At 45.1% G+C, this 18735-nt stretch carries 23 protein-coding genes and 1 tRNA gene; 8 read left to right on the plus strand and 16 right to left on the minus strand.

Annotated elements, in window-relative coordinates:
• Positions 1 to 204 precede the first annotated feature (204 nt).
• The gene (locus tag GC102_RS14060; RefSeq protein ID WP_171690085.1) at positions 205 to 405 is read left to right on the plus strand and encodes a DUF2524 domain-containing protein; all 201 of its coding nucleotides are present in this window, start codon (positions 205 to 207) and stop codon (positions 403 to 405) included.
• Positions 406 to 446: 41 nt separating this feature from the next.
• Here the strand turns inward: GC102_RS14060 and GC102_RS14065 are convergent, their stop codons facing one another.
• The 7 genes from GC102_RS14065 to GC102_RS14095 form a co-directional block, all read right to left on the minus strand.
• A complete protein-coding gene (locus GC102_RS14065) occupies positions 447 to 656 on the minus strand; it encodes a hypothetical protein (RefSeq protein WP_171690086.1) in 210 nt (69 codons plus the stop codon).
• Between the two features lie 102 nt (positions 657 to 758).
• Positions 759 to 1634 carry a M14 family metallopeptidase gene (locus tag GC102_RS14070; protein ID WP_171690087.1) on the minus strand — a complete coding sequence of 292 codons (876 nt, stop codon included), beginning with the start codon at positions 1632 to 1634 and terminating at the stop codon, positions 759 to 761.
• 217 nt (positions 1635 to 1851) lie between these two features.
• A complete protein-coding gene (gene racE / locus GC102_RS14075) occupies positions 1852 to 2661 on the minus strand; it encodes a glutamate racemase (RefSeq protein ID WP_312883265.1) in 810 nt (269 codons plus the stop codon).
• A 117-nt stretch (positions 2662 to 2778) separates the two neighbouring features.
• Positions 2779 to 3765, minus strand: a complete 987-nt coding sequence (locus GC102_RS14080; protein ID WP_171690088.1) for a polysaccharide deacetylase family protein — start codon at positions 3763 to 3765, stop codon at positions 2779 to 2781.
• An 86-nt stretch (positions 3766 to 3851) separates the two neighbouring features.
• Positions 3852 to 4271, minus strand: coding sequence for a disulfide oxidoreductase (locus GC102_RS14085; RefSeq protein ID WP_047686279.1), 420 nt, complete (start codon positions 4269 to 4271; stop codon positions 3852 to 3854).
• A gap of 109 nt (positions 4272 to 4380) precedes the next feature.
• On the minus strand, positions 4381 to 5544 hold the full coding sequence (locus GC102_RS14090; protein ID WP_171690089.1) for a glucose 1-dehydrogenase: 1164 nt from the start codon (positions 5542 to 5544) through the stop codon (positions 4381 to 4383).
• A gap of 18 nt (positions 5545 to 5562) precedes the next feature.
• Positions 5563 to 7599: a glycoside hydrolase family 15 protein gene (locus tag GC102_RS14095; RefSeq protein WP_171690090.1), complete on the minus strand. Its 2037-nt coding sequence runs from the start codon at positions 7597 to 7599 to the stop codon at positions 5563 to 5565.
• Between the two features lie 172 nt (positions 7600 to 7771).
• Between GC102_RS14095 and GC102_RS14100 the strand changes: the two genes are divergently transcribed.
• Both GC102_RS14100 and GC102_RS14105 read left to right on the plus strand, forming a co-directional pair.
• Positions 7772 to 8431, plus strand: coding sequence for a helix-turn-helix domain-containing protein (locus GC102_RS14100; protein ID WP_171690091.1), 660 nt, complete (start codon positions 7772 to 7774; stop codon positions 8429 to 8431).
• A 122-nt stretch (positions 8432 to 8553) separates the two neighbouring features.
• Positions 8554 to 9669 (plus strand): phosphodiester glycosidase family protein, encoded by a 1116-nt coding sequence (locus GC102_RS14105; RefSeq protein ID WP_171690092.1) that lies wholly within the window; start codon positions 8554 to 8556, stop codon positions 9667 to 9669.
• A 48-nt stretch (positions 9670 to 9717) separates the two neighbouring features.
• On the opposite strand, the gene GC102_RS14110 is transcribed toward GC102_RS14105, so the two are convergent.
• Positions 9718 to 10089 (minus strand): YtxH domain-containing protein, encoded by a 372-nt coding sequence (locus GC102_RS14110; RefSeq protein WP_171640199.1) that lies wholly within the window; start codon positions 10087 to 10089, stop codon positions 9718 to 9720.
• A 14-nt stretch (positions 10090 to 10103) separates the two neighbouring features.
• Positions 10104 to 10550: a DUF948 domain-containing protein gene (locus GC102_RS14115; RefSeq protein WP_171690093.1), complete on the minus strand. Its 447-nt coding sequence runs from the start codon at positions 10548 to 10550 to the stop codon at positions 10104 to 10106.
• A 176-nt stretch (positions 10551 to 10726) separates the two neighbouring features.
• Here GC102_RS14115 and GC102_RS14120 point away from each other — a divergent pair, with 176 nt between their 5' ends.
• Positions 10727 to 11359: a bifunctional 4-hydroxy-2-oxoglutarate aldolase/2-dehydro-3-deoxy-phosphogluconate aldolase gene (locus GC102_RS14120; RefSeq protein ID WP_171690094.1), complete on the plus strand. Its 633-nt coding sequence runs from the start codon at positions 10727 to 10729 to the stop codon at positions 11357 to 11359.
• Between the two features lie 43 nt (positions 11360 to 11402).
• Here GC102_RS14120 and GC102_RS14125 read toward each other — a convergent pair whose 3' ends face one another.
• Entirely contained in the window at positions 11403 to 12035 is a 633-nt protein-coding gene (locus tag GC102_RS14125; RefSeq protein WP_171640193.1) for a helix-turn-helix transcriptional regulator, read from the minus strand.
• An 84-nt stretch (positions 12036 to 12119) separates the two neighbouring features.
• On the minus strand, positions 12120 to 12551 hold the full coding sequence (locus tag GC102_RS14130; RefSeq protein ID WP_171690095.1) for a DUF86 domain-containing protein: 432 nt from the start codon (positions 12549 to 12551) through the stop codon (positions 12120 to 12122).
• 271 nt (positions 12552 to 12822) lie between these two features.
• Here GC102_RS14130 and GC102_RS14135 point away from each other — a divergent pair, with 271 nt between their 5' ends.
• Complete coding sequence (locus tag GC102_RS14135; protein WP_171690096.1) at positions 12823 to 13875, plus strand: acyltransferase; 1053 nt, start codon at positions 12823 to 12825, stop codon at positions 13873 to 13875.
• Between the two features lie 13 nt (positions 13876 to 13888).
• Here GC102_RS14135 and GC102_RS14140 read toward each other — a convergent pair whose 3' ends face one another.
• On the minus strand, positions 13889 to 14554 hold the full coding sequence (locus GC102_RS14140; protein WP_171690097.1) for a tetratricopeptide repeat protein: 666 nt from the start codon (positions 14552 to 14554) through the stop codon (positions 13889 to 13891).
• Between the two features lie 188 nt (positions 14555 to 14742).
• Between GC102_RS14140 and GC102_RS14145 the strand changes: the two genes are divergently transcribed.
• The gene (locus tag GC102_RS14145; RefSeq protein ID WP_171690098.1) at positions 14743 to 15003 is read left to right on the plus strand and encodes a hypothetical protein; all 261 of its coding nucleotides are present in this window, start codon (positions 14743 to 14745) and stop codon (positions 15001 to 15003) included.
• A gap of 16 nt (positions 15004 to 15019) precedes the next feature.
• Here the strand turns inward: GC102_RS14145 and GC102_RS14150 are convergent, their stop codons facing one another.
• The gene (locus GC102_RS14150; RefSeq protein ID WP_171690099.1) at positions 15020 to 15421 is read right to left on the minus strand and encodes a hypothetical protein; all 402 of its coding nucleotides are present in this window, start codon (positions 15419 to 15421) and stop codon (positions 15020 to 15022) included.
• A 60-nt stretch (positions 15422 to 15481) separates the two neighbouring features.
• Positions 15482 to 17314: an SgrR family transcriptional regulator gene (locus GC102_RS14155; RefSeq protein WP_171690100.1), complete on the minus strand. Its 1833-nt coding sequence runs from the start codon at positions 17312 to 17314 to the stop codon at positions 15482 to 15484.
• A 115-nt stretch (positions 17315 to 17429) separates the two neighbouring features.
• Between GC102_RS14155 and GC102_RS14160 the strand changes: the two genes are divergently transcribed.
• A complete protein-coding gene (locus GC102_RS14160) occupies positions 17430 to 17579 on the plus strand; it encodes a hypothetical protein (protein ID WP_156396556.1) in 150 nt (49 codons plus the stop codon).
• On the opposite strand, the gene GC102_RS14165 is transcribed toward GC102_RS14160, so the two are convergent.
• Together GC102_RS14165 and GC102_RS14170 are read right to left on the minus strand one after the other, a co-directional pair.
• Positions 17557 to 18072, minus strand: a complete 516-nt coding sequence (locus tag GC102_RS14165; RefSeq protein WP_171690101.1) for a VanZ family protein — start codon at positions 18070 to 18072, stop codon at positions 17557 to 17559. The two genes, GC102_RS14160 and GC102_RS14165, sit on opposite strands and share 23 nt — an antisense overlap.
• A gap of 16 nt (positions 18073 to 18088) precedes the next feature.
• Positions 18089 to 18376 carry a hypothetical protein gene (locus GC102_RS14170; protein ID WP_171690102.1) on the minus strand — a complete coding sequence of 96 codons (288 nt, stop codon included), beginning with the start codon at positions 18374 to 18376 and terminating at the stop codon, positions 18089 to 18091.
• 210 nt (positions 18377 to 18586) lie between these two features.
• On the opposite strand from GC102_RS14170, the gene GC102_RS14175 reads away from it, so the two are divergent.
• Positions 18587 to 18659: transfer RNA gene (locus GC102_RS14175), tRNA-Ala, on the plus strand.
• Positions 18660 to 18735 lie beyond the last annotated feature (76 nt).

The following is an 18735-nucleotide window of genomic DNA, read 5'->3' on the forward strand; positions in this document are numbered from 1 at the left end:
TTATTTTTTTCGTATCAAATTCAGCCGATTGCTTATAATAATCTCGCACCGCACAAAATCCTACATTTCAAGGAGTGAACAACCATTTCAGAATCTCATAAGCAGCAAGGACAATCCAGAAAAAATACAACAACACGCACAACGGATCAGAGAAGCAATAAGAAAGGTAAGAACTAACGACATTTCACATGAGGAGGCCTATATATGCTCGATCAGTTAGAAAGCAATTATGACTGTGCGAATGCGGGCTCTGACCTGCATAGTTTAAAACAAGAGCTTGAACAATTCCAAGGACAAGCAGCCTCTTCAGACAACGAACAAGAAGAGCATCGGAATCGACTTGAGAATCAAATTCGTTTCATTGAAAATAAGTGTTCCATCACAAGCGAACATATCCCAAAATGATGAAAGTCCACGCCTTATATAACGAGGCGTGGACTTTTGCATTAGTTGACTTTTCTTCTTGTCAAAATACACGGAACACCTTTACCAACGGCTCCTGGCTCAGACATCATGGCCAAATACCGAAGCCCTCTTGTGCACGGTGTCTTACAAACCGCACATGAGGACGATTCCACAAGCCTCATCGTGTATTGCACTCTGGATGAAAGTTCTTTCTTCTTGGATGCCTTGCCCTTCCCTTTAGGTGGTGCCATATCCACGCCTCCCAACTGTTTCCTTACTTCAGTATATGAAGTCTGGGCGGAACGGTTCTTGGGAAGCATGCTCAAGTTCGTTATACTTGTCTATGACATATTTTAAAATTCCATCGCCGTCAATAGGATCGGAACCAATTCCTCATAGAGTGCTGCGAAAGATTCCACGGGCAATGGGTTTACCCCAAATCCTACTTCAACGGTAAAGCCGGGTCTACGAAATTGTTGGATGAACCAATCTTTATAACCCGCGTCACTGTCCGCCAGTTTAACAGCCTGATAGCTGCTAGCTAGGGCTAATCGCTCGGCAAATGCCTCAGATTCCGGTGGCTCATAGTCGCGATAATTCCAATAAATCTCCCTACCTTGGGTATGCAGCGCCACGACAAGCTCAAAGTCATGTCTTTCTGTAAATTGAGCTAAAGCTGCTGCCTCCGGCTCCGTCAACGGTGCCTCTCCACCGTAATCGCGCTCACCAGGTCCAGCCTTCTCTCTACGCCTTGCCTCTTCTTCCCAGTGTGCAGGGAACTGGTCATTGAGATCAACACCGCGAATATTGGCCTTCCAATTCCGGAAATCCAGCGATCCTCCATTCCAATTCAACAACTGCTCTCGGAGAGGATGTTCCTCGGTAACACCAGACAGAACAAGTTCTACGCCATCGGGATTCACCATCGGTACAACCCAAAGTGAATACTCCGATAGGAGACGTCTAATGTTGCTGCCATGCCACGCCGTCCCTCTTGCGTAGGAGCAAGCAAGGTCTTCCACGAATTGCATTAATAACGGTGTCATTATCCATTCATTGGCATGCACCGATGCGTTGAAGTGAATCTCTTTCGTACCTTGACCAATTCGTAGAGCTGGTATGCTTTTCCCCATTACACTTGCGCCTATCTCTTCTACATGAAGAAAAGGATATATCTTGCAGAGCCGATTCAGTTCTTCACAAAGTGTCCAATACCCGTATCCTAACACACGACCACCTCACAGCCCATTTACTTAGTTCGTATGGCTATGATTATGCCCGCAGGCTTAGAATCATGCGGATTCATGCGGAGATACCTTTAGCTGACGCTGGACGCATGAGTAATGTTGTACGTTAGAGACTAATCGGATTTTGGAGTTATTCCTACAGTTGTTAGCTTCCTTTAAAAATAAAAAATAGACCCTCATCAGGGTCTATTCACGTCACTTATAAAATATTAGGCACTTGCCAAACGACAGGCGTTATAGAAATTTGCTCTTTCAGCCAATTCTGCGCAATTTGCTTAAATAAATCTGGCTCACCGCTGCAAAAAAATTGATGGATGGGAAGCTGCCCCGATGAGGTCAGCATGTCGCGGTGATAAAGGATCGTGCTGATCTCTCTTGCCGTTTCGTCTGCCGAAGAAATCAACGTCACATCCGGTCCCATGGCACGAGAAATGGCCTCCACTAGGAAGGGGTAATGCGTGCAGCCTAAGATTAAGCAATCTATCGGCTTGCCGATTAACTGTCTGAGCGATTGTTCGACAACCTCGTTTGCACTATCCGCACCGAAAAGCCCTTTTTCTACGAACGGCGCTAATAGCGGGCAAGCTTCGCTATATACTTGAATGTTCGGCGAGATCAACCTTAACGCATATTCGTAGGCATTGCTGCGAATCGTTCCATCCGTACCGATAACTCCGATAACGCCGCTTCGCGTCGTTTTGATAGCGGCTCTTGCTCCAGGCAAAATAACGCCAATCACGGGAATGGATACCCGCTCACGAATATCTTCTATGGCCACTGCAGTTGCTGTATTACAAGCGATAACAATCATTTTAGGATTAAACTGAATTAAGTACTCGACGATTTGCCGAGTGAAGGTTCTTACTTCTCCAGCAGAGCGGGGACCATACGGACTTCGCGCTGTATCTCCGAAATAGATCACTTTTTCCTGCGGAAGCTGTCTCATTAGTTCTTTTACTACAGTTAATCCTCCGACTCCGGAGTCCAGTACGGCTATCGCTTGCTGCACACCTATCCGCTTCCTTTGCCGGTTAATGAAATACGTAACCACATGGATAGGATATGAGCGTACAAGCTGAAAGGTACCTAGGTGAACGTATCAGATTTCTGGTCGGACACCTACTTTTTAGGAATGAAGTTCACTCACAATTCCGAATTCATAGCCTTTTTTCTTGATCTCTTTGCAAATACGAGCTAGAGCCTGCATATTTTCTAAAGATCCTTGATGCATCAAAATCACATTGCCATCATGCAAATTATTCATAATGTCATTGTATGGATCCTCGGCTCCGTTGGCTCTCGGTTCCCAATCTCGCATAGCTGTAGACCAGAACACAGATGTATAGCCCATGCTGGATACTAAGTTCAAATTATGTAGATTGTAATGCCCATAAGGAAAGCGGAAATATTTCTCGACTTCTTTACCTGTTAGTTTTTTATATAAGGCTTCGAAATCCGTAATTTCTTTGCGAATCTGATCATCGGTCATCTCATTAAAATCGTTATGTGTCATCGTATGGTTGGCAACGAAATGACCATCAGCTACAACCTTTTTCAAATACTCCGGATTTTTCTTAATGTTATTGCCCGAAATAAAGAAATTCGCTTTCACATCGTTTTCTTTCAGCGATTTAAGCATGAGATCAACTTCAATTAATGGACCTCCAGCATCGATCGTTAAATAAACCTTTTTACCGGTCCCAACCCAAACTGCTTTCTGGTCCGCCGTGAACGATTTTGTTTCTTTTGGAAAATCAGGAACTTGCCCTGTTTTCTTTTTCATGTAATACCAGGAATAAGGCACATGATCACCAGTCACTGACTTGGTTTTGGAATTGTTGCCTACTACTGCTGGCTTTGGTGTTGCGGTTGGCTCTGGAGCCGTTGTTGACTTCGGTGTCGCACTCGTACTGGGAACAGGTGTGGATTGAGGTGTAGGTATGGGTTTAACAGTCGATTTAGGAGTTGGAGTCGCCACAGCACTTGTTGTTGCTTGTGGCGTAGTATTTTGGGCTTGACTCAAGTCTGGGGATAACAGGCTTTTGTCTGCACAACCGATCAATGATGCGCTTAGAACGATCAGTAGTGCAGCACTTTTGGTAATTGGCTTCATTGTAGCACCTCGTTTTGGAATGAATACTCACGTATTCATTTCGACAGCGCTAGACAATTTCCCTGCCTATTTTAGGAAAACGGTGTTTATTTCGTAGCTCGATATGTCATAAATTGAAGAATCGTGATGAGAATAAAGGCTGTTCCCGCAAGCATAGGAATCGTGATGAAGCCCAGCCAGTTCAAGTAATCGACATCACATGGAATTGGGCCGCAGCCTGTTGCTGATTCGTGAAATACACCCGATTGCAGCAGAACATGGTAGATGGAAATACAAGCTCCCCAGATGGTCAGCGGCAGTACATAGATGGTTAATTTGTAGTCTCTGCGCACAGCAGCAATCCCTAATAGGACAACTAATGGATACATAAGAATGCGTTGATACCAACATAATTTACAAGGAATAAAGTTCATAATCTCTGAGAAATACAGGCTTCCTAATGTGGCTATTAATGCAAGAAGCCATGATAGGTGCATCCCGTTATCTCGCAACCATTTGTTTGACATCAATGCTCGTCCTCCCCTTCCTCCTTATTATAAAAAAATTATGAAAGGAAGTCTAACAAGAGCGAAAAATGGCCAAGCAGGCATCAACAAGCCTGCTTAGCCATTTCCATTAAACGGAGAAGCTATATACTACTTCATTCATTTGTTTCACGAGATCATTCCATTGTTCCACGGGAACAATATCTACAACGGCTTTGATCGGTATGTTGTTAAAATCCAGCTTTGGCACGTCTTCCAAAGTCATCCGATTCGTGACCAAGCGGTCGAGCCAGCCTGGAAACTGCTTCTCCATTTGCTGTAAGCGGTAAATGGCGGTCTCGAAATCTTTGCGCGATGCGTTAACCGAGCCGATCACGCACTTATTCTCCAGCACCATGCTCTGGTTGAGCATGTCCGATGAAATCTCCAGCTTACGGTCCGCTGGCGTGACACCCAGCAGCGCCAACACACCGTTCGGCGCTAGAACAGACATAGCCTCGAAAGCTAGAGGGCTGTAGCCCGTGCATTCGAGGATCAGATCTATCGGCTTGCCGAGACCCTCGGCATAAGCCGTCATTGTCGCCGCGCTGCTGCTGTCAGCGCCGGCCTCCTTAAACACACCTCCGCTGTCCTTCACAAGCTGCGCTTGTAGACTGTCCTGCGGAGATTTGGACCAGACATACGCCTCCAGCCCCAGCAGGCGGCAAGTCATCGCAGCGAGCAAACCAAGCGGTCCAGATCCGAGTATGAGCGCAGTTCTCGGCTCCCAGATCAACCGCTGCTGGACACGAAGCACTTGGTCCCAAACTTTCTCAACGATGCTCTGCGGCTCGACTAGTACACCATGCTTCAGCAGTTCCTTCGGCACCTGAACCAAATATCGACCTTCTTCTTTGTAAAACTCAGAGAGGAAGCCGTGAGCCCCTTTAATGCCCCGTTCTACAAACTCACCGGTCTGACAAAAATCCGAATGACCATTGCGGCAATTGACGCAGCTTTGATTTCTGCAAGGCCGTCTTACAATTGCAGTTACGAGATCTCCAAGCTGGAATCCACTTTCCGCCCCAGCTTCAGTCACAACTCCTAGCGACTCATGCCCCGTGGTCAAATCATCCTCACCTTCGGGTGGAACGCCGTATTTCTCCTGTAGAATTTCCTTGTCGGTGCCGTCCAGTCCAACTGCAAGCACCTTTACAATGACTTCTTGAGGCCCTGAAATCATGGGATTCTTCACATCTTCAAGCTGAATAGTCGGGTTCCCCTGTCGAAGTTGCTTGACGCGAATTGCCTTCATTACTTCCTCTCCTTCCAACTAATGAACGACGGGTTCCAGTACTTTATCCTCACTCGCATCAACGGCTTGCTTCGTTCCCTTCGAGGTCAATAGCTTTAATTTTGACAAATATTCTTGCGTCACCTTAATAAAGGAAGCATGTGACCATGTCAGTGGCGACACAGACATAGGCTCTCCTGTGAAAGGATGCACTTGCTCAGCCATCGCCCCTGAAGGCGCAGCATGTAGAATTGCCCAACGCATCAATTTTTCCGCTTCCAACAAGTCCTGAACGGTTTTGGCAGACGCCACCAGCCATTCTGCGTACCAAAGGGTACATATGAACCAAGGATTGCCTGGTACCTTAGCTATGTCATTGGTAACTTGATGATAATAGTCGTTCTCGTAACGTGCGATACCTCCGATGTCAGTTTGTACCCACAATTTTTCTTTCAAAATCTTCATCGTTGCCACTATCCTAGGATCTTCAAGCTCAAACAGACCGAAGTCAAATAGTGCGTACATACTCATATCCAGTGTGTAGTCCGGCACATACGTATTTTGTTCATAATTCCAATATAAAGCCCGCAAAAAGCGATTCTGATCGGGTGCATACAGATGCTGTTCGGCTGCTTTCTTTACTTGTCCTGCGATATCTGCATAGTAGATGGAGCGTACTTTATCCTGATGATATTCGGCAAAACGTGCTGCTGCTATAAGACCGGCATATACCGATGCCACTGTGAAAGCAAGTACGCCATAACGCTCTTCCCAGAGGTCATAGGAAGGCAAAGGAAGGCCAGATGCATCCCGGTATCGAACGAGAAAGTCCGCTGCGGGCTTCACAAATTTCTCATAATCCTCACGTGAACTCTCGATCGTTCCAGCCAGCTTATGGTGATGCCATAACGTATACAGTACGAGAGCTGTCTCATCCTCTTGAATCGCAAGCTGCTTATTCCCCCGACTATCCACCCAGGGATGCCAGCTCGAGCCCACGGAACTATCAGGATTATATTTGTGCATGAGATAGCCTTCAGGAGTCAGCACCTTGATGCAGAAATCAAAAAATTTCCTAGATAATTCATAATAGCCTGCCCGGTCTAGCGCATGTGACACCAAGGCGCCATCACGCGGCCACATATATGAGTAAGTATCCTTGGCAAATTTCAAAATATCCGAATCATTCGCCGCAATGATAGCCCCACGATTGTCGACGTTTGTTCTGGTAATTAATAAGCATCGCTTATAAAATGATTCCAAATCAGGCTTCAGTAGTGAGAGCTGGTGGGCATCCTGATTCACCCATTTTACCCAATGGTCGTGCGTTCGTTGTAATAAGGCTTGCGGAGTTGCTGTGCGAAGTAATCGCTCTAAACGCTCTACCTCCTGCTTCGTACGCCCAAAACAGACCCAAAACCAGGCTTCTTTCACGCTTTTTGGCGGTAGTTTCATCGTCAATTCAATCACACCGTCAACGGATCCCTGCGCGATGGCATTTCCACCTAGATGACCATCCTCAGCATCACGCCATGTTCCTTCCAAACCGTGAATCCCTTTTTGTCCCGTCGCATAACCGCTAGGCATTGCTTTCGCAGCGTCTGGGGACAAGCAAGATAGTGACATATAACGATGACCCTTATAAAATAAAAGTGAATTCAACTCAGGATCATAATAGATCGTATCTCCGACGCCATTTCCATAGATTTGGAGATCCAAATGAAAATACAGTTTAATTTCTCTTTCCACATCAAAGCGGTTTTCTACCTTCACCTTGCGTAAAAAAACATTCTGCTGAACATCCACCCCATCACGAATAACGAAGCTTAGACCTAACCTTTCATGGGCGCAATCAGCGTTAGTAACAAGCGAATCTTCCAAATAATTGAGCTTTTTGGAAACCTCAGGATCGTCAATCCAGAAGAATCCTTCCGGACACCAAATGCCAAAATGTGAAAGATGATCGCTAGATTGATTCTCTTGACCTACTAAAGGGTAATACATGTCACGAATATTATAAGCAGCGTCGAAATTAATGAGTACATTCCCGTTTCCTATGGGTAAATCTCTTGCCATTCCATCAGCCTCTTTCCAAGATATTGCTACTAATTTACCAATTTGAGTGCTTAAATATGCACGCGGCGGTTCTTAGCTGGATTTTGAGGTAATTGGCACCAATTCGCGCCTTAAATATGTTCTTTTCTTTCGAATTCATTTACAATTAAACCATATGGAGGGATACGTTATTATGAAACAATTTGAAGGATTCGGTAAATTTTTGGAAAGCTTACGGGGTAAGATGTCTTTGCGTGAAGCGGCCCATAAAAGCGGACTTTCACATGCCTACATCAGAGACCTTGAACTAGAGCGTAATCGTTCGACCAATGAGAAAATCAAACCCTCTCCCGTCACGCTGAAAAAGCTGTCGGATGCCTACAACTATTCATATACAGAACTTATGGAGAAAGCCGGGTATCTCGAAAAAGAGGACGTCCATGCCATCAATGAGCAGGAGCTAGTCCCCATGTCGGATACACTGTTTATCGAAGTTAGTACGAAGGAAATTACTTACCATACACGAATTGGCAAAGTTAGCCGGAGTGTGAATTCTTTACTGGATTTCAGTCATTTTCTTGATAAGCTTGAAGAGCAAGGATTTAAGAAGATGGATACAGACTTATTCGTCAACCTAAATCATGTACAGAAATACATCGAAAAAGAAGGAAAACTCTATTTCGATCCTCTAGGAGTCAGCAAGTTTGTCGTTATCGCAGCGATTCGTCAGAAGAAATACCATGATTTAATCATCCGCAGCGTAGCACGGAACACAGGAATGGGATTGGAATTTCAATACGACCGTAACTCCGCAACGGATTCACTTTTCCAGTCTTTAAAGCGGCCTATTTAGGGAACAACTTACAAAAAAAGGAGAAAAGTTCAGTCATTTATGAAACTTTTTCTCCTTTCTTTTCGTTTATTTATATGGATGGTTAGATTGATTTTTTGGCAGAGAGGATAGGTAAAGAATAAATGGCTGTACAACAAACCACCTCCCAGCAGTCTTCTCGTCTAGCGAGAGTTAAACGCAAAAGATCTGCGGGAATGAGCTTTATCGTGTATGGGGTACTTGGGTTTACCTTACTTTCTGTAATGTCCTTATGTTGGTTTTTCCTTACTTCCTCAGGTTCAAATGTAAGATTAATGATGGCTGACACCTTGATTACAACCCAACACCGGGAGTGGGCCAAATATTTGATAGGATCTACAGAGTTACAGAAGCGCGTAGAAGCCTATTGGAAGCAATTCGACGAAATGGGCGATGAGAAAGATAAAGGATTCGTTGAAATTGAGCCTAACTCCCCTCTTACCCCCGTTGTTGCCAAGAAAGATTTGGTCACCATTGAGCCGATATCGGGGTCAAATTTCAAAGGACAGCTCGTCACGATTTCGGATCCTAAGAAGCTTCGAATTGCCGTACCTGAGAAAGCAGGTAAAGGGGAGAAGGTCTCCTCTATGGTCAAAAGAACCGGAGCTATTCTCGGTGTTAATGGCGGAGGATTCATCGATCCCAATTGGGAAGGAAATGGCTTCCAGCCTGAAGGAATTGTCATCTCCGGAGGCAAAATCTTTTATAATGACAAAGGCATGAACGGCACTGTGCAGGTTGTTGGTATCGATAAAGAAGGCCGCATGATTGCAGGCAAATACAAGGTTTCCGAGCTTGTGGAAATGGGCGTTCAGGAAGCTGTTTCGTTCAGCCCTCGCTTCATCGTGAATGGTGTTGGGCAGATCAAGAGCCAAGCCGATGGTTGGGGAATTGCTCCTCGAACCAGTATGGCGCAGACGAAGGACGGCTCCATTCTATTCGCTATCATCGATGGCAGACAGAAGCATAGCATAGGAGCGACGCTGTATGATGTACAGCAGATTTTCCTAGAGCATGGCGCTGTAACGGCTGCGAATTTAGATGGCGGCGCCTCAACGGTGCTCGTTCATAAGAATGAAATCATCAACAAGCCCTCAAGTGAATACGGAGAACGTTACCTCCCTACAGCGTGGCTTCTCTTCGATCATCCAGAAACGGCGAACATTAAGAACGTCTGGGAAGGTCTTGATATTCGCAAAATTGATCCTTCCAAGTGGTAAAAGAAAAAGCAGAAAGCTCTATTCTCGGAGCTTCCTGCTTTTTTTGTTTTAACGATTTCCTAGAATGACCAAATCTTCCGCAGCTTCACTTACTTCTTCAACCGAGGAGTCCGGCTCTTCGTCACTTTTGGGCTCTTTCCAGGAACGAACGGTATCTACAACGTTTACGGCTGTGTCTTTTGCTTTTCCATATAGTTCAGTTGTTGTAGTGCTCACGGTTTTCGCAACTTCTTGCGTTTTTTGACTCACGTTGCTTGCGATTTGCACGGTTTTGTCGCTAACTACTTGGGCTTGCTCCGCAATGTCACTTCTCAATTCCCTGCCGGATTTCGGTGCAAACAGAAGCGCAGTTGCTGCTCCAAGCAAGCCTCCAACAACCGCACCGATGAGAAGATCTTTACCTTTTTTTTCATTGGACATGAGAAATCCACTCCTTAATTGTCTGATTTGGCATTCCGATACGCTTGCCATCGTTGCCACAGCTCAAAACCCGTCGTTGCCCACTCCATGGCGTCTTGGATTCGCTTCTGGTGGGTATGTACAACCTTTTCCGCACCTTGAATCGATTCGTTCATCACACGTGAGGCTTTGCGAAGTGCAGAAGCAACATCCCCTATAGCAGCTCCTGCCTTCTCCACAGATTGGATACTCGGCTCTAATGTAAGTATCTGCATATGCACCTCTTCGGTGAGCAGCCCTACCTTCGTCATCAACTGCTCCGCTTGCTCTGCTGTCTCAGCTATATTCTTCTTCGCTTGAGCAGCCGTATCACCCAACTTGCCTAGTATCTGCACAATGGCAATCAACATGCGAATGGCAAAGCCGACGAGCACGATAAAAGCAACTGCGGAACTGACGATACTTATCTCTATCCATGTCATGACGGGCACCTCCTGGGAGCTAACAGCTATGAGGTTTGATGACGGCTTCTAGATGAATGCCTATGATTTACTACAGTATAGGTAGGAGCAGCTTGTTTTGACACAAAAAAGCTGGAAAAATTTCTGAGACCTGTCATAATAAAATCAAATCAAACTAGAACACTTGGAGGATTAAGATGAACAGAGAGCAAGGACTTATAGAAATCGAACGCACCCGTATCATTGCTATCGTTCGAGGTGTGCAAGAAAACCACATTCTCTCTTTAGCTGACGCACTTCTTAAAGGTGGCATCACCGTAATGGAGGTCACACTCAATACACCAGGGGCTCTGCGTATGATTAGCGAGCTGCAGGATAAATCGGGTCAGCACATGTTTATTGGCGCTGGTACTGTACTAGATCTAGAAGATGCTAAGAAAGCAGTCGATGCTGGTGCTTCATTCTTAGTAACTCCGAATATGGATGAGGAAGTGATCCGTTGGTCCAGCCAAGAGGGGATTCCGATTTTCCCAGGGGCAATGACACCAACAGAGATCGTTAAAGCATGGAAGGCAGGCGCTACGGCTGTTAAAGTATTTCCGAGTGCGAGCTTAGGTCTCACTTTTATCAAAGAATTGATGGGTCCTCTCGACCAAATTCCATTAATAGCCGTTGGCGGGGTTACGGAGGAGAATATCAAACAATTCCTAAACATTGGTTGTTACGGATTAGGTATCGGTGGCTCCTTAATTAATCTCAAAGAAATCGAAGCAGGCCGCTTCGAGTGGGTTACAGATAAAGCCGCCAGTCTTCTTGCTGCTTCACGTTAGGACATACAAAAAAACCATCTTCCTCCGTATACGAGGTTGATGGTTATTTATTTTGACTTATGATATAGACACACTTGCTTGCACCCTTCGCTAAACACTCGGTTCGCTCAACGTTCGCATCAAGCAAATTCCGAAACAAGGCTAACTCACACTGACATGCTTGTGCAAAAGTATTCGCCACCTGCGTAATCGGACAATTATGTTCACTAAACATATACGCGTCCTCACCAAGCTGTGACCAGTCCACCATGTAGCCATTCTCGTTCTGAATAAGCGCTAACTCAGCCACCCGCTCTTCCAAGCTTTTCTCGCTCATACGCGATTGATACCGGGATTCAAGCTTAGCTTGCCTGCCTTCAAAAAGACGTTCGATCTTCTCCTGACCTTCGCCTTCTAATAATTCATCTAACAAATCGAGCGTCAACTGCATGTATTTCTTGGGAAACAATTCATCTGCTTGAGGAGCTAGCGTGTAAACGTTAGATGGTCTTCCCATGGCTTGCCTAACCAGCTTCGTTTCGAGCAGATCATCCTTCTCCAAGGAATGGATATGACGCCTGACAGCCATTTCCGTAATTCCGAGCTGTTTGGAAATATCATGGACACTTAGCGGTCCCTGAGTTTTGAGCATAGAAAGAATCACTTTACGCGTGGATGTCTCAAGTGCATGATTCACTCTCTCACCTACCTCGGAACTGTCATTTAAGTCTCATTTTACAGCATTGTTAACAATAAGTAAATTAAGAAACAACTATGTATGTTATTCCAATTCACTCTTAATAAAAGCTCGAACACTACCTGCAAATTCTTCAAAAGCAGCTGGAAGTTTCGGGATTAACGGGTTCAATTCCTGGCGGTTCCAGTCGACATAATCCTGAACAAGAGGCTTTCTGAGCTTCACGAGCTGAAGCAGCGTCTCTGTCAATGTTTCTGAATAAGCGCCTTCTCCATGGACAATTTCCACGATATCCTCATAGCTGCTAGCATCTCTTAGTATAAAAGCATCGATCAGCAAGCTCCCTATATCTGTCACTGTTTCTATCGCTAAATGCAGAACACGTTCCTGCGCAAGCTGCCATACAAGATCATTGGTACCTTTCGCCCACTGCTCTTCTAATTGCTTGCTAGCATCAGCTAAAGCGGTCAGAAACTGAATTCTTTGATCAATCTGTTCATGGTTAATAAAATACATGGGGCTATCTCCGTCCTCTTTTTCGCCATTTCGTCCAAATCATCATTGCAAAAAAAGTAATAATAACCAGAAATACTAACAATACAGCCTGCATGACGTATTCGTAACTCACGTTCATTCACCCTCTTGATTCTCACTTGGTTCATTCTACTCTCAGTTTATCGCGGGCGCAGGGGAGCGTCAAGCCGATCAAGATTCTCTTGGAAACCGTATTGTTCTCTCATTTCTTTCATGATAGAGTGAAAAAAGTGAAAAAAGGAGAGTCATAGACATGTTATCAAGGCCCAAGCTTACCGAAATCAACATCGTGCGCGCTATAGCGATCATCGCAGTTCTCGTCATTCATGCTACTTCAGGCGCGACTCAGCTACCGTTAGGTACTGGGTCTCATGCAATATTTTTCATCCTCAACAAGGCCAGTTTATTCACGGTTCCACTCTTTATTTGGATCAGTGGTGTTGTCTTATTTTATACGTATTACGACCGCTGGGAGTCGGGAATGTCGCGAGTTTTCTGGACAAAACGTTTGCGAAAAATTCTGATCCCCTATGTCCTTTGGTCACTTTTTTACTACCTATTCAATCAATTCATTTTTCATGGCAGCATTGGTTTTGACGTCGTACACGTCATCAAACTGCTTATGTCGGGAAATGCCAGCTATCATCTCTATTATATGGTCATTATTGTTCAGTTCTATCTCTTATTCCCCTTGATGATGACGGCTGCTAGACGGTCTCATCGGTTTCGTCAAGGACTTATTCCTATAGGTATCGGGATTCAAGCAGCTGCCTATTGCTTTCATCATTGGGTGTATCCTCTTCCAGAATACGCCTCACTGTTTCTAAGCTATTCTGCCCTTTTTGCTTTCGGTGCTTTCATGGGGATTCATTATGCGGCGATTGTTGCTTGGTCTGTAAGGTATAAAAGTTGGATTTGGAGCATCATGCTTCTAGCAGGTGTCGCTTTCGTGGGGATGCTATTGCTCCATGAATACGGGCTCGCATCTATCGAAAATTCATGGTTCGAGCTAGCTCTTCTCCTTTATTGTATGGCGATCCCGCTATGCTGCATCCAATGGGGGCGTAAGTTGCTCGAGAGCAGTTCACCGTTCGGCACCGCGTTATCTGCCTTAGGCGGAGCTTCTTTCGGTATCTACCTCGTGCATCCCGCGCTGCTGACGCTTTGGGATCGCATCGCGCCAGATCAGGAGCAGCTCTGGCTGTACGATCTACACACGGTCGCGTCGATTCTCATCGGACTGTTTGGCTCTTGGCAGCTCGTGCGGCTGTATACGAGCGCACAAAGAAAAGGTTCCGCCAACTGAGCGGAACCTTCTTTCATTTAAAGCGGGCTAATAGCGCCCATCGCCGCTGCTGTCTGCGGCTGTAACGCGGCAAGCCGCGGTGAATATCCAGCGCTTCGCGGTAAGCGCGCTTGGCGTCCTCTGCACGGCCGAGCTGCTGGTACAGCTGGCCAAGACGGTAGTAAGCTTCAACCGACGAAGAATGCAGGTCTCGGAATTGCTCGATGAATTGCGCCGCTCTCTTTGGGGATGATGGAGCCAAAGCTTCACCAAGTCGCAAATAAGCTTCACCAAATTTGACTCGTGGATTTAATTCTACCGCTTTGAGCATATAGCTTTCACCTTTTATGAGATCCCCTAGCTTAAGGTGGCAAAGGCCAATCTCATAGTGGACGTCTGCGGATTCTTCCATAATAGACAGAGTTTGTTCCAAGTAGGGAAGCGCCTCACTGAACTTTTTGCGCTCGATTAGAATCCTTGCCAGCTCCAATTTTGCTGACGTATTATGCGGATTAGCGGCCAGGTCACTTCGCAATCTAGATGCTCTGCGGCTTAATTGAAATGGTTTAAATATGTTTGGCGTTAACCCGACAAATCTTCTGTCCAGCACGTACAGAATAACTAATAAAATTAGAAGAGCTAGGAACGGATTGCCAACAAGGCGCCATAATAAACCGAAAACAAGTATTTTGATAAGCACGATAAACCCTCCTTTCGACTTCCTTATCCTACCATAATCTTCCTTGTTTGGTCATCCCTATTCAAATAAAAAGCACCTAGCCTTTAGCCAAGTGCTTCTACTAATTACTATATATTTGAAAGATGGATCACTCATTCGAGATTTTTTTGAAGCGGTGCTATAATGAAAAGAAAAAAGGGAGTTTATCGATGAGCGATCCACGTAAAGAAATTTGGCACAAAAGAAAACAACTGGGAAGATCCAAGTATTTAATTCTGTTCGGCCTGCTCCCTTGGGGCATCGGACTCACGTTATTGTTTAGTGTCATCGAATTTCTTAGACTTCAAGAGATCAATTGGGTCTGGGTACCGATTCGTCTACTCATCTTCGTCTTCATTGGTTTCTTCGTGGCTAACGCACGTTGGCACGCCATGGAAAGCCGCTACGAACCATATACTAGACGACCTTAAGGGTCGTTTTTTTTTATTAATGTAAAAAGGTCTGATCTTCCACATCGTCTGTATGAAAAAGCGAAGCTGTGCGAGTACGTCGAAAATGTTCTTCCAGCTCTTCACGAATGGAACCAAACGACAAGATCTCTTCAATGAATGCCTCGCGCTCGCCCCACTCTTTATCAAGACCCTTGTTGTTGAACAATTCCTCAGAAACATCTTTAAACGCCTCATGTAAATTGTTATCATACCAGTCGATTTCATTCGATGCTTCTTTGCGATACACATGTCTCATGTCAAAGTCGTTATCTTTCATGGCCGTGAATTCAGCTAGTAAAATCCCATTTATGCCATCGGCTTTAACTTCAACATCGGCGCACCGAACATCATTGCGTTCCGTGAAGCGAACAATGTTCGCCTGTTTAATTTTCCTCATGTCATACCCTCCTAATGTTACCTTTTATAAAGAAGAGTATTTCCAGTTTTATAGGATTTATCAAACGCTTGGAGTGAACCATATTTTCCGAAAATCAACCCAACCCAAATCGTTAATGCTCACTCCCTTGATCGAATCATGATACGTGGTTTGCTGAGAACGATGGAGCACGAACAGAAACGATTTCTCCTCCTGAAGCACTTCAATTAACGCGTTTAGCTTACATATGCGCGCTTCTTGACTTGCATTTTGGAGAATTTGATCGATTTCTGCATCAACCCAAGCCATTTGTTCGCTATTTAAATGGGCGCGGACATAGCTATTGCTTTGCTTAAGTGTCTGAATAATATGAAGGTCATAATCGCTTTCCATGCAAATGTGATAGAATATGAGATCGGCTTCTTGGATCGTGTCCAGCCCCATCATATCTGACTTACTCCGGGTTGTCAGTTCAATCCTAATTCCAACTTTGGAACACTGCTCACAGATCCATAGCGCATCCTCGTTGTTGTTACTATATATGTACATGTGAAGGAACTCACCGTTATACCCCATTTCATCAAGAAGGCGCTTAGCCTCAACGAAATCAGTACGATAACCGGAGACAGCTTCTTTGCCTTTGCGATCCAACGTTGGTAAAAAACTGCTGGCAGGCGCTTCTCTGAAGCCTCCGAGCTCCTCAATCATTCGATCACGATCCATAATCAGGTCAATCGCTTTGCGGAAACGAGTATCCTGTTGAGGCCCTTTTTTATTCCGATTAAACGTAAGCAGACTGCAGCCGAGAATCGACTGCTCAATCTGATGCCATTCCGTATCTTTACCGACAGCACCAACGGGTTTACGAGAATTCGTATGGTCGCAAAGTACTTGCACCATATCCCAACTAGGGCCAACTTCAGATAAATCCTGCGGCAAAAGCCAGATTTCCACTTGATCCAGATGAGGCCTAACCCCAAAATAACCATCGAAAGCACGAAGTTTACAGATATAATCATCATTTCGTTCAAGCCTGAATGGCCCTGTTCCAATGGGCATACGTCCGAAGATTCCCTCGTTATCCCGACAAATTTCCTCCGGAAGGATGGCCATCGAGGAATGCGATAACTGCTGCAAAAAGAGCACATTCGGCTGCATCAACTCGATAGCAATCGCACTTCGATTCAGTACCGTCATATTCTCAATACTTTCGGTCATCCAACCTTGACACGCCGAGAGGCCAAGCTCCTTCAATCTCGAAAATGTGTAAAAAACATCATGCGCCGTCATCTCTCTGCCATGATGAAACAGCACGCCTTTTCGCAAATAGAACGTGTAATGTAAGCCATCCTCGCTAACTTCCCAATAATGCGCCAAATGGGGCTCAAAGATCGTTGTTTGCGGATTGTACACAATCAGGGTGTCAAAGATTTGATTAATGAGATGGCAGTCGAATGCATAAAAAGAGTGCGCCGGATCCAAAGTCACCAGCCATTTGTAGACTGGAAATCGCAGTGTGTCCTTATAACGCTCCTCAAGTTCGACTGCACGATAACCAAAAAAACTGAACAACCAATCGATGAAAGAGTCCTGCAGCGCCTCTCCTCTACCTAATTGGTGGATCAGTTCAATCGTCCCTTTATAATCGCCTCGGCCCGCCAACTCCATCGCCTGCTTCGAAATCATATCCTCCGAGGAGACAAGAAACGTAATCTCGGAGACATTGCCTCTTCCTCTTCCAGGCTTCCAGTATACCCAGCCTTGCTCCATCATTTTTTTAAGCAAAATCTTTACATTACGTGTTGTACAATACAATCTATCTGCCAATTCATCTAACGTTATAGGCTGTGGTTCATGTTCTACCCCATGTTCAAAACTAGCTCGAAGCTCTAAGAAATGGGTCAAAAGCTGCATTTTCAACATCCTTTCCATAAAAGGGGAAATAGTTAAAGAGAATTATACTCTTTTTGTTCCCCTTATTCTAGATGTAAACTAGATCTAACAAGGAAAAGAAAGGAAGGTGAACCGTATGCAACCTACAGATCTATACGTATCCGAGAAGCTGATGCAATGGCAGCAGCAAGATTTGGAAAGCGAAGCTCGCGAGCATTGGAAATGGAAATCGATTAAAAAAAGAAAAGTCTACATGCTTCTAACTAACTTATTCTTCTTCGTTTAATCCTAGTTCTTATCCAAAGAACCACTAGGACGAGGAGAACTGCCAGAAGTATACCCATGGCATCGACCGCAACATCAATCCCATGCCCCGTTCGACCCTTTACAAAAGTTTGATGCCATTCATCGGAAGCCGCATAAACTAACGAAATGATGGAGGAGGTGAGCAGTGCCATGATCACTTTTACAGGCTTCGCCAGCAGTGCTAAGGACCAGAGCAGGGCAAGGATAGCGAACTCGCTAACATGCCCTGCTTTTCTTATGAAAAACTCGATGGCACCGATGGGGTCTTGCCACGAGATCGTTTGGTGGTCATAGGAGAACTCCCAATGTGGGAATATGTTCATCAGTTGAACGCCCGCAAGCTTGGATTCCAACAGCGGCCGTAAGCTTTGCTGCTGATACGATTCTGCCGACTTCAAAAAAATAAACGCCATCCAAAGGACGGCAGCAGTCAAGAAAAAATAATAATAAAAAGATGAATATGATTTCGTCATGAGTGAATCATTCCCCTTAAGGATTCAATTTCTTACGAATGCTGAATAAAGCAAAAAATTCAATAACCATCAGATTTACTGCGGATACCCCATAGAAGGCCATCCCAAACATCATGCGGAACGGATCATCCGTCACTGACTTCCACCAAAACGCAGCAGCCAACGTCATAACAATATTCAAAGCTGTCGTTATCCAGAAAGAGAATCCCAATCGATTCGTTTTCCGCATTAACCACACACCGATAACAAACGGAATTACAAAAGCTGCACCTAAGAAAACCCAATACAACACCGCATTCGACACTCTTCGTCACTCCCAAACGATCAACTAGTTTATTTTAATAGGTTAGCATGAATAACCGGCTGAAAACAACGTTTGCCGCTCTTTGCAACAGAAACGTCAAATGGCTATGTATGGAAGAAAAACTATAGGAAAATTCTCCGACACAGGGCTTGCTTGAGCTGAATATTTCATGTATAATACGAAAAGTCGACATTAATTGATCGACATTGAGGGGCCTTAGCTCAGCTGGGAGAGCGCATCGCTGGCAGCGATGAGGTCAGGGGTTCGATCCCCCTAGGCTCCATACTAAAAAAAACGCGGTCCTTCGGGATCGCGTTTTTTTGTATGGAATCGGGGGAGAGAACCCCGAGGGTTCGCCC

The sequence above is a fragment of the Paenibacillus germinis genome (assembly GCF_013141785.1).
GTDB classification, from domain to species: Bacteria; Bacillota; Bacilli; order Paenibacillales; family NBRC-103111; genus Paenibacillus_E; species Paenibacillus_E phytorum.